This is a genomic window from Comamonas sp. HJ-2, assembly GCF_053615495.1.
In genome coordinates, this window is record NZ_JBSIFD010000020.1 from 107,496 (window position 1) to 116,677 (window position 9,182).

Genomic DNA, 9,182 nt, shown 5'->3' on the forward strand with positions numbered 1-9,182 from the left:
ACGCATCAGCCCCTCTCTTTCTTTGATTGCTTCAGTTACCCAACAGACGACGCACGGTCACGTTCAGCGCGTCCAGTTCGCTCATCTTTTTGATTGCCCACATACGGCGCTGGCCGTGCAGCCCCATCAGCGGGCCACGGTGGCAGCTCTCGCACAAGGCCACAACGGTGTATTGCTGGCGCTGCTCGATGTGGTGCGCCTCGCTGGGCCCGGCCTGGTCGCAGACACTGCAGGGCAGTTCCTTGACGGCCGCCAGGTGGGCGCGCTCTTTTTCATTCAGCCTATTGAGCATTGCCGCCCTCCTCGGGCTTTTCGCCGTACTGCAACTCCAGCGCCAGCTGCGCGTAATGGATCACCTTGCGCAGATCCTCGGCCCCGTTCTTGGCCTTGTGCCGGGTCGCGTACTTGATGATGTTTCCCTGAAAAAAGTCCAGTCCGTTGGCATGAATGAACTCGATGGGCTGAATCCGGCAGTCCTTGTAATGGCTGCCACCGGCCTGAGTGTCGAGTGCGCTTTTCACCACCATGCGCGCCCCCTGTCCTCTACCGCCACCAGACTGCCGTAGTCATCGACCACGCAGACCATGCTGCTGCCCACCTGCACCCGGTTGCAGCAGCGGTTCTCCATCCAGTGCTCGATCAGATAGCGGCCATCGCTCAGGCGCTCATAGGTCGGCCACACCAGCCGCGTGATGCGCGAAGCGCTGGGCGGCTTGCGCTGGCCAGCCAGCGGCACGACCTTGCCAAAGAATGCGGGGTTGAGTGCCTGGGTCATTTGATCACCCGCACTTCCCGCCCCAGCAGAGCCTTCATCAGGTGACGCTTGAGCTTGAACTCAGGGGTCTCCACGCCCTTCACATCCTCAATCACCTCGATGCCCTTCTCCAGGTACACGAAGTCAGCGATGTAGCGAATGGCGGGCCGTGCACGGGCAGCGCCAGCAAATTTCACCGATGGGACCATCTCAAACACCACTTGCCGGCGCAGATCACTGATGTAGCCACCGCGCTGCAGCATCTGCAGGTGTGACCAGCGGTGGAGCTCGGCCAAGCTGTCGAACTTGCCACCATCAGCCGCCGTGATCTTCCTGTTGCCGTACTTGGAGCCTGGGGTCTTGGGAACCAGTTTCAGAGCATGCCCTGTCAATTTCATGCCCTTGCTCATGCAGCCGCACCCCGCTGGTGCATGCCCAGGGTCTCCATGGCAGCCATGCGCGTGTGGCGCGTTACCGTCTGATCACCGTGATTGATACGCGCAACGATCTTTCGAGCCCAGTCCTTGTCGTCGCCCTTGAGCTCGAACGGTACGTCCAGCAGGCGCTCCACCTTGGGCGCTGGCAGCGCCAGCAGGCCGCTCTCTTCAAAGTAGGTCTTGCGGGGTGTCAGGGCCTCGCAGACCTTTTCAAACTGGGGGAGGCTCGGCGGAAACTCCGGGCATTCGCGCTTGATGTTCTGGAAAGCTGCCTCGATCACGTCATCCGTGAACTTCGCCAAGTCCGCATCCCAAACCAGCTGCGCAGCCCGCACCCCTTTGTCCTCACGGCGTTCGTTCAGCTCGCCGCTGCTGAACTTGGCCAGGAATGCTGTGCCGTAGGCGCCCTGCAGCACCACAAACAGCTTGCGGATGCGCTGCGATGCTTCGGGCCGCGGCGCCAGCTGGCCTTGCTGCTGTCCGGCGCTGCGCACGGCACGCGATGCCAGGCTGGAGATTTCGTGACTGCTTCTCATAGCTCGATCCCCTCAAAGATGGCTTTGCCGGCGCCGGCGTACTTGCCTGCTGCGGCGGACGCTGGTGCCATGGATGGACGGCGGTTTGTGGTCAGCTCCGTAGCACGGCGGATCCAGTTGCGCCATGTCGCACCCCAGTCCGCCTTGCGCCCGTCCTTGCCCGCCTTGGCGCGCCAGTGGTCGGCAAACATCGCGGCCTGGCGGCGCACCTCTTCCTCGGTCAGGCCGGCATGTTCGGCAATGGCCCAGTCACCCCAGCTCTTGGGCAGCTTCCAGTCTTCGGGCAGGCGTGTTCCTGTCGCAGTCTTGCCCCTTCCGCTGCTGGCTTCTGGCTGAGCCGGAGGCGAAGCGTCACGGTCAGCAGCACCTACAGCCTTTAAATCGTTAACTGTCTCTTCTTTATCTGTATCTATATCTGTATCTGTACGCGTGACATTCGTACCCGTCACGCGTGACTCATCCGTGACCTCATCGTGGCCACCCTCTTCTTCCTCTGAAACAGCGTCTTTTTTGCGCTGGCGCTGGCGGCGTTTGCGCTCCGCTGCCGTTGTGTCGGTGTCGCTGCGCATCTGCAAAGCGGCCCACTTGGAAGGCTGCAGGGTGGCCTGCTCAATCAGTCCAACTTCAGCCAGGCGGCGGGCCACCTCTTCAAGGCTGCGCACGTCCAGCCCCAGCTTCACAGCGACCTTGCGCATGAGCAGCGCAGGAGTGTCGCCCTTGTCCAGCAGACCCTCGCCCTTGAGGCACAGCAGGGCCACAAAGTGCCAGCGATCCTCAAAGGCCAGCAGCTTGAGCTTGTCGTCATCGACCATCCGCGTGTAGGTGCGAAACCATGGGAGCTTGCTCATCGTTCAGCCCTCGCGGCTCCAGCAGGCTTGCCTGCCGCATTCACAGCACGGGCAGCCTGGCGTAGCTTGCGCAGCACTTCCTCGGCCTCAGCAATTTCGCGCTCGATCTGCGCCAGCTCGTTATCCGAGATCACGCCGTCCTGCATGGCTTCAATCACGGCGCTGGTGACGTGGGAGGTCTCCAGCACCAGCTTCGAGACCTTGGCAACGGGGCTAGGGGCTTCTGTTGCAGCCTCCGTCACCAGCTCGAAGCGACCGCCGCACTCCTGGGCCACCAGAGAGGCGTAGTCATAGCAGTGGGGGCGGCCCTCTTCGCAGGCAATGCGGGCAATGGTCAGGGCATCAACGGCGCCCAGCTTGTGGGAGGCTGCACCAGACAGCTCTTTTCGCAGAACCTCGCCAGTCTTGCCAATACGAACGGCCACCACTTCGCGGCCGCCAGGATAGTTGTCTACGCCACGGCGCAGGGCATCAAGTGTGCTCATGTCCGGATCTCCAGAAAAAGGACGTTGCGGGCTGAGCCGCAGAAAAAGACACTGCCTGCATGCAAACGAAAACAGGCCAGAAGAGAGGAAAAGGTGCCCGCCGCACCCTGGGCTATGCTGGGAGTTCCTACACAACCAGCGCCAGCGAGGGCGGACATGAAAGAACCAGAAGAGCTACAAGCGCAAATCGACGTGCTGAGGCAGGTCGTTTTCAGCTTGGCGGCACTGAACCCGACCAACGAACTGATCAAAGACGTGCGAATCCGGCTAGAGGTCTGGGAAGACATGCATATTCCCTCCCAAGTCAGCGAGAACTACCTGGACCATGTCCGGGAGGAAAGCGCCCGGGCTCTGCAAACCCTGGAGGCACTGAAGAATGCACACCCTGCAGATATGGGGCCATCGCAGCCAAAGCAGCCATCTGCTCACAAGAAGGCTGCAGTGAAGAAGTCCTAGCAGCAGCGGCATCCCTATCCCTTGCGCGACCACGCTTCACCGTGGCGTACAGGCTTGAAGCGCGCCACTCTCGGCGCTTTTTGAGCCACTGGGCGCGTTCAGGTACAGGTCCACCAAATCGGTACTGCGGCTCAGCCATGACTCACCTCCTTTGCAGAGGTGGATGGCTGGGCCAGCTCTTGGCTGCTTTGGGGTTGTGTGGTGGTGGCAGCCATAGCGCGGCGCTCGTCAGTGATCCACTGGTGGTCTCGCTCCACATGCGCAGAAATGCCGCGATCCTTCCAGTTCTGAACACGTTGAACAGAGAAGCCGAGGCGCTCCGCAAATTTGGATGCGCCGCCGAGCCAGGCAATGAGTTGAGCGTCTTGATGCATAAACAAATTACACATCACGTTTAAACAAAAGTCAAACAACGCGTTTAACAACGTTTTGTTTAGTAAACGGAAAATCAAGCCAATGCACCCATCCCTCGAACGCCTCTACCAAGCCGCAATGCAAGTGCGCGGAATCAGTGGCCAATCTGCCGTTGCCCGCTTGCTCAATGAATCGCCCCAGACAGTGAAAAACTGGGAAACACGCGGCGTTTCACGGTCGGGCGCATTGACAGCCGAGGTCGCACTGGGTGTGCGTGCGGCTTGGCTACTGTCAGGCGAAGGGGAAATGATTTACGGCGGCGGTGCGCCCGTGCTGATTGAGGCCCACGCGCCTGCAAGCCCTGACGACTTGGTGCGAATCCCTTTGCTAGCCAATTGCGGCAGCATGGGCCCGGGCAATGATGTGCTGGACACCGATTACGTGGTGGGAGGCTTATCGCTGTCGGCTCACTGGATTAACCAGCAAATCAAGCCAACAAACTTTCAAGAACTGAAGTTCATTCACGCCCATGGAGAAAGCATGTCACCCACTTTTAGCGATGGGGATGTACTACTCGTGGATGTTGGGTCCCGCGACCCAGCCAGCCATGAGGGCGTCTATGTGCTGGAAGTGCAGGGCAAGTCATACATCAAGCGCGTGCGTATGCGCATGGATGGCTCGCTTGAAGTCAGCTCAGACAATGTGAACATCAAGACCGTTGACGTACTCAACGGCGACCATGAAGTGCAGGTCAAAGGCCGCGTTGTCTGGGCTTGGAATGGCCGCAAGCTGTAAGCGAACTATGCGCTCTTTGGTAGTTTTGCGCAGCAAATAATAACCCGCCCCATCGATGAGTAAACACGGGGCAGAAAGTCATCAAGGGACGCAAAACCCAGCGACCGCAGCGCATCAAGGTTCATAACGCAAACGCCCCCTGAGCCGCCAATTGAAGAAGGCGCGCTGATGTGCACATCACCATTTCGTTCAGCAAGCCACACATCCAGCACTGCGCCCGGATAGCAGCGATCCACGGTTTCCTCATCAACATCGGCAGCAATGATGAAGGCGTGACCATCACGAACAAAGCAGTCAACGCGTAAACGCGGCGCGAGCATGGAATACCTCAGCCTGGGTGCGACCTTGTCTATATCGCTAGGCGGCTGCGAAAACCTCAGGCTCAGCGAGGCACTGAACTGAGGGCCTTCATCGAAAAGCATTCTTGTCACCCGTAGTGCAGCCGTTGTTACCGGTGGGTGGTAAATAGCATCGTTTTCGCACACGGCCCTCTTGTATCTGGCTGCTGACGCCTTGCACAGATACCCAATGTGATGCTCAACGCAGAGCACCTTCACAGCATTCCCGTCATGCGGATTTTCGGGTTCTGGCACAAGTGTTGCAGTCGCAAGGAAGAACTGCTCAAGTTCAGGCTCCCACGCAACGATTCTCTCTAGCGCTTGGGTGTGATAGCTGACACCCACAACTGACTCACCGTACCCCACCTGCTCAGGCCAATGCGGCACTCGAGCATTCGCCCTTCTTGATTTCTTCTTGATTTCCATGTCTCCCCTCCCGCACTGCCTGTGCTTGTTGTTTTTCTATTGTGCAGGCAACTCAATAGCAATTATTTACACAACTTGTTTAAACAAACTGTTGACCAGAATATAAACGTAATGTTTAAATACATTCATCGCGAAACAACAAAGCAGCTCCCGATGGAGCGCAGCAGGAGTTGCAGACGCGATGGGTGCCAAGCGATCGAGCCGCGTGCCACGGGTCTTTAAAAAGCCAAGCACTCACCGTCAGCAATCGGGCTCCAGCTCGCCAAAGAGCGAGATTCAAGGGGCAATTTGCTTGAGGGATCGCGTCACCAAGAGAAGCAAGACGCCAACCAGGCAGCCGCGCGCTGCAAAGGAGAACACATGCGCGATGAATAGGCCGCATGCCCCGGCCCAGCAACTGCAGAAGCAGCGTTAGAGCCGCACGAAAGCCGGCACGGGATCAAAGTTGGCCGATGGTTTGAGGAGTCGCCCGCCCTCTCACACCAGATGACGCCGCCACACGCATATGACTGCGCAAGCAGCGCCAGCCCCTGAGCGAGATCAGGGCACAAACCAAAGCCTTGCTTGCAGGGCTTTGGTTTGAGTTGACCTAAAGACCTAACTCGCTCAAAAATACTGTATAAATAAACAGTTATCAAGGAATGCCATGAACTGTCGTCTCGGTGATCTGGCCATCGTGGTCAACGATCTTGAATACCCCAACAACAACGGCTGTCTGCTGGAAATTCTCAGCCGCGCCACACCGGGAGCCTATTCAATCCCAGCCGACTGGGTAGGGCGCCCTCTCTCCACCTTCAAGTTTGGCGACCTTACTTGCCCTCCCGACCCGCGAAACACTGTCGTCTACAGGGATTGCGAGCTGCGCCCACTGCGCGACAACGATGGCGCCGACGAAACCCTTGCATGGGCTGAGCTGCCCAAGAAGGTGGACAACCTGACTCCCGCCACAAAGCAGGACGAGGTGGTGACAGCCACTCTGCAGATTTCCTTCCTGGGCGCCACTGTGCAGCGCGCCGAGCAATTCGTCAGCGGAGCCTGGAGCCTGACTGTGCGCAGTGGAGACATGGGATTTGACGTTCGAGTGGATGCCCATATCGCGCCGCCTGGTGGCTTCCACCCTGGCGACCGCATCCGCCTGGAATACAAAAAAGGCGACAACCCATTTTTCGGGCCTTTCATCAAGGCGCACTTGCTGAACGCATAGGCACACCCCATCACAAACGGACTTCAAAGCTATGGAAACAGTCAACACCACCCAGCAGCCTCCCAACCCAAACAGCCCCAACGGATGCTGGGCGCGGCACGGCTACCGAGTGGAGCGCACAGAGCGCGCCATGGGTTCCCCGAAGCGAGACATTTACGCCCCTGACGGCACGCTGGTGCTGGAGGATTCCGACTACGACGAAGAGATGGCCTATTGCCGCGAGCATGGGCTTCTGCAGCCTGCGACGGCCTGATGGAGATTGAAATGTGAGCGTTTAGCCAGCATGCGGCCATGCATGTGCCCTCCCCCGCAGGGCTTTAGCGGGGCCATCATCTAGGCGGCTGCGCACTGACTGAACCAAAGCCCTCTACGGAAACGCAAGGCGGAAACGGCATGTGTGTCAGCCTCCTAGATGATGGTGCCGGGGGTCGGCTCCCCGGTTCTTACAAACCAGGCCTGCAAGGCCCGGCTGGAATACTGCAAGAGGGTAATCGCACCGGTCTTAGGTGCCCATCATGAACACCCCGGGAAAGTAGCGGGGGCTATCTGGCGTGACTGCTCGAGCAGGTACGGCAGCTCAGGAATGGGCCTGGGCTGGCGTCGATCAGGAGCACGGCGCTTGCGTCGTGGCGACAGTGGTCACGCCAGATGGCAAGTCAGTTTTACTTCTTCACACCACCGACAAGGTAGACGTTGCCCTCGGCCACGTTATTGAGAAGCTCGCGATACGCATTCACCAAGTGATCGCGGCCATGCCTGAACTCGGGATCCGTTCTATCAGGCCCGTCCTGATGCTTGGCATCCAGTTGTGCAGCGCGCAGCTCCCTCGCCGCTTGATGGGCAGTCTCGCGCGGTAGCGCCTTGACGACTGCGGTCAAGATCATCGACAGCGCAGCAAATGCGCCAGATTCCTCCTGGGTCATGAGGCACCTCCAGTCTGATGGCCCATTCTAGTTTCCAGCCGGGTCTGGGGTTTATCTCCTCCCTCCCTCTCTGAACCATTCCCCAGGCAGACCCGAAAGGTCACCGGCTCTTTATTCAAGCCCGCAGCAACCGCTCGCGGGCTTTTTCTTTGTCCACAGGAGACTCCATGCATTCGACTCCCGTCACCACGTCCACCACAAAGCTGCTGATCGCGGCGCAATGGGCTCTCACCGGCCTCGGCCTGTTCTGCCTGGTCGGCGCGGCCGTGGTGATGGCCCTCACGCCGGAAGCATGGCCCCTCTGAGCAGCAAGCGCTTTATTGAACAGGAGATCCTCATGCTGAAGACGATTGTTGACTCCCTGCTGGTCATCGTTGGCGCCCTGCTTCTCGCAGCCTGGCTGTCCGCGCCAGATGCCCAAGCCGATGAACCTCAAACCATCACCCAAAGCCTGCGCGACGAGTTCGCCTGCCCGGGCATGCATGCCGAGTGGCTGGATAGCAAAACAGTTCAGTGCTTCAAGGAAAGTCCTTAGCTCGCGGTGCCCGCTCCCCAATTACGTTTCGGAAAATCCGCCTCGCCCACCTTTAAGCGTGCCTCAAAGCGACTCATAAAGTCATTGCAAAATGATTTGTAGTTTTTTCTCTCCAAGCTGCCAGCGCGATTTTTCGGGAGCACGCAACGAACTCGCACCTCAAATGGGGCAACAAAACCCCAATCCGACCGATATACATTATCTGGCGAGAGGAAATCAATCTCCAAGCCAAACTCATTGTTTCGGATAAATATCTTTTCATCTACATGCACCTTTGTCCCAGGCGGATAAATAGAGACTTGAGATCCAGATATTTCCTGATCCGGGGAGTATTTAAAGTACTCGAAATCCTTCAAAAGAAGTGCATTCTTTGCAAAAATCAAAGCATCGTCACCAGCGGATTCTATCTTTCGCCATCTTGATGTGTGCCCGCCAGGATAGCTAATGCTCTCAATTTTCCAATCCTTGTAATCTGCGCCAATAAATACCAAGGCATTGATGAACAGCAGTTCTTTCCCCACTTCAATCAAATCAGTTATCTCTCTTTTTCCAATCTGAGGCTGCAGAAAAGTAATGTTCCCTGCATCCGACATACGCTCAATATTTTCACCCTTGCGAGAGTTTGGGGGAACCACAAAATTTGGAAGTGAAATTTTCTCGCCGGATAAAACATAAGTATTAAACTTACTACTTATAACTTCCTCTTCAAGTTCAAAGAAGACGGAATACGAAAAAATCACAAATGCACCGAACATCGCAGCCCATGCTGCCGGTAAAGCTTTGGTTCCGAAATTGGGTACGACAATTCTCACGAAAATATAAACAAGCAAACTGAGAATAACCAACAAAAGAATGGCCTCAAGGCGCACATTCATGTCCAGCAGTTTTTTAAGCACATATCCCTCACTGTCGCATTTAGGAAACCACAAATGTAACGCCTGCCCGCTAATAAGCGGGCTTTTCTATTAATGGAGCACTGATGTTCAAGAACATGATCATTTATCGCATTGCCGAGGCTTTGTTGCATAAATCGGCCATAGGCCAAGGCATCCCCAATCCCAAATAGATTTACGCAGCAGCGACTGTCTGGG

Annotated in this window: 18 protein-coding genes; 6 read left to right on the forward strand and 12 right to left on the reverse strand. The window is 57.2% G+C overall.

The features are described 5' to 3' along the window. Nucleotides 1-31: 31 nt before the first annotated feature. Genes ACWGXF_RS17095 through ACWGXF_RS17125 form a run of 7 tightly spaced genes read right to left on the reverse strand, consistent with a single transcriptional unit; the run spans nt 32 to nt 3,060 of the window. Nucleotides 32-292: a hypothetical protein gene (locus tag ACWGXF_RS17095; protein ID WP_452102181.1), complete on the reverse strand. Its 261-nt coding sequence runs from the start codon at nt 290-292 to the stop codon at nt 32-34. Beyond that, entirely contained in the window at nt 282-527 is a 246-nt protein-coding gene (locus tag ACWGXF_RS17100; protein ID WP_325800456.1) for a DUF3310 domain-containing protein, read from the reverse strand. The genes ACWGXF_RS17095 and ACWGXF_RS17100 overlap by 11 nt, the downstream gene beginning before the upstream one ends. After that, nucleotides 518-775 carry a hypothetical protein gene (locus ACWGXF_RS17105; protein ID WP_452102182.1) on the reverse strand — a complete coding sequence of 86 codons (258 nt, stop codon included), beginning with the start codon at nt 773-775 and terminating at the stop codon, nt 518-520. The genes ACWGXF_RS17100 and ACWGXF_RS17105 overlap by 10 nt, the downstream gene beginning before the upstream one ends. Further along, on the reverse strand, nt 772-1,164 hold the full coding sequence (locus ACWGXF_RS17110) for a DUF1064 domain-containing protein (RefSeq protein ID WP_452102183.1): 393 nt from the start codon (nt 1,162-1,164) through the stop codon (nt 772-774). Before ACWGXF_RS17110 ends, ACWGXF_RS17105 begins: the two co-directional genes overlap by 4 nt. Continuing rightward, nucleotides 1,161-1,727 (reverse strand): hypothetical protein, encoded by a 567-nt coding sequence (locus ACWGXF_RS17115; protein ID WP_452102184.1) that lies wholly within the window; start codon nt 1,725-1,727, stop codon nt 1,161-1,163. The genes ACWGXF_RS17110 and ACWGXF_RS17115 overlap by 4 nt, the downstream gene beginning before the upstream one ends. Then, nucleotides 1,724-2,575: a hypothetical protein gene (locus tag ACWGXF_RS17120; RefSeq protein WP_452102185.1), complete on the reverse strand. Its 852-nt coding sequence runs from the start codon at nt 2,573-2,575 to the stop codon at nt 1,724-1,726. Before ACWGXF_RS17120 ends, ACWGXF_RS17115 begins: the two co-directional genes overlap by 4 nt. Continuing rightward, nucleotides 2,572-3,060 carry a phage regulatory CII family protein gene (locus tag ACWGXF_RS17125; protein ID WP_452102186.1) on the reverse strand — a complete coding sequence of 163 codons (489 nt, stop codon included), beginning with the start codon at nt 3,058-3,060 and terminating at the stop codon, nt 2,572-2,574. Before ACWGXF_RS17125 ends, ACWGXF_RS17120 begins: the two co-directional genes overlap by 4 nt. Before the next feature lie 156 nt (nt 3,061-3,216). Between ACWGXF_RS17125 and ACWGXF_RS17130 the strand changes: the two genes are divergently transcribed. Beyond that, nucleotides 3,217-3,516, forward strand: coding sequence for a hypothetical protein (locus ACWGXF_RS17130; RefSeq protein ID WP_452102187.1), 300 nt, complete (start codon nt 3,217-3,219; stop codon nt 3,514-3,516). 131 nt (nt 3,517-3,647) lie between these two features. Here the strand turns inward: ACWGXF_RS17130 and ACWGXF_RS17135 are convergent, their stop codons facing one another. Further along, the gene (locus tag ACWGXF_RS17135; RefSeq protein ID WP_452102188.1) at nt 3,648-3,968 is read right to left on the reverse strand and encodes a hypothetical protein; all 321 of its coding nucleotides are present in this window, start codon (nt 3,966-3,968) and stop codon (nt 3,648-3,650) included. Between the two features lie 4 nt (nt 3,969-3,972). On the opposite strand from ACWGXF_RS17135, the gene ACWGXF_RS17140 reads away from it, so the two are divergent. Then, a complete protein-coding gene (locus ACWGXF_RS17140) occupies nt 3,973-4,665 on the forward strand; it encodes a LexA family transcriptional regulator (RefSeq protein ID WP_034380302.1) in 693 nt (230 codons plus the stop codon). 5 nt (nt 4,666-4,670) lie between these two features. Here ACWGXF_RS17140 and ACWGXF_RS17145 read toward each other — a convergent pair whose 3' ends face one another. Beyond that, nucleotides 4,671-5,429 carry an HIRAN domain-containing protein gene (locus tag ACWGXF_RS17145; protein WP_452102189.1) on the reverse strand — a complete coding sequence of 253 codons (759 nt, stop codon included), beginning with the start codon at nt 5,427-5,429 and terminating at the stop codon, nt 4,671-4,673. A gap of 646 nt (nt 5,430-6,075) precedes the next feature. Between ACWGXF_RS17145 and ACWGXF_RS17150 the strand changes: the two genes are divergently transcribed. Next, nucleotides 6,076-6,633, forward strand: a complete 558-nt coding sequence (locus ACWGXF_RS17150; RefSeq protein WP_452102190.1) for a hypothetical protein — start codon at nt 6,076-6,078, stop codon at nt 6,631-6,633. Between the two features lie 130 nt (nt 6,634-6,763). Continuing rightward, complete coding sequence (locus ACWGXF_RS17155) at nt 6,764-6,886, forward strand: hypothetical protein (protein ID WP_452102191.1); 123 nt, start codon at nt 6,764-6,766, stop codon at nt 6,884-6,886. 409 nt (nt 6,887-7,295) lie between these two features. Here ACWGXF_RS17155 and ACWGXF_RS17160 read toward each other — a convergent pair whose 3' ends face one another. Further along, nucleotides 7,296-7,556: a hypothetical protein gene (locus ACWGXF_RS17160; protein ID WP_452102192.1), complete on the reverse strand. Its 261-nt coding sequence runs from the start codon at nt 7,554-7,556 to the stop codon at nt 7,296-7,298. A 167-nt stretch (nt 7,557-7,723) separates the two neighbouring features. Between ACWGXF_RS17160 and ACWGXF_RS17165 the strand changes: the two genes are divergently transcribed. Both ACWGXF_RS17165 and ACWGXF_RS17170 read left to right on the forward strand, forming a co-directional pair. Continuing rightward, complete coding sequence (locus tag ACWGXF_RS17165) at nt 7,724-7,861, forward strand: hypothetical protein (RefSeq protein WP_452102193.1); 138 nt, start codon at nt 7,724-7,726, stop codon at nt 7,859-7,861. A gap of 32 nt (nt 7,862-7,893) precedes the next feature. Continuing rightward, the gene (locus ACWGXF_RS17170; protein ID WP_452102194.1) at nt 7,894-8,091 is read left to right on the forward strand and encodes a hypothetical protein; all 198 of its coding nucleotides are present in this window, start codon (nt 7,894-7,896) and stop codon (nt 8,089-8,091) included. Here the strand turns inward: ACWGXF_RS17170 and ACWGXF_RS17175 are convergent. After that, complete coding sequence (locus ACWGXF_RS17175) at nt 8,088-8,987, reverse strand: hypothetical protein (RefSeq protein WP_452102195.1); 900 nt, start codon at nt 8,985-8,987, stop codon at nt 8,088-8,090. The genes ACWGXF_RS17170 and ACWGXF_RS17175 overlap by 4 nt on opposite strands. Further along, a partial coding sequence (locus ACWGXF_RS17180) for a hypothetical protein (protein ID WP_452102196.1) occupies nt 8,963-9,182 on the reverse strand: 220 nt, incomplete at its 5' end. The genes ACWGXF_RS17175 and ACWGXF_RS17180, both read right to left, overlap by 25 nt.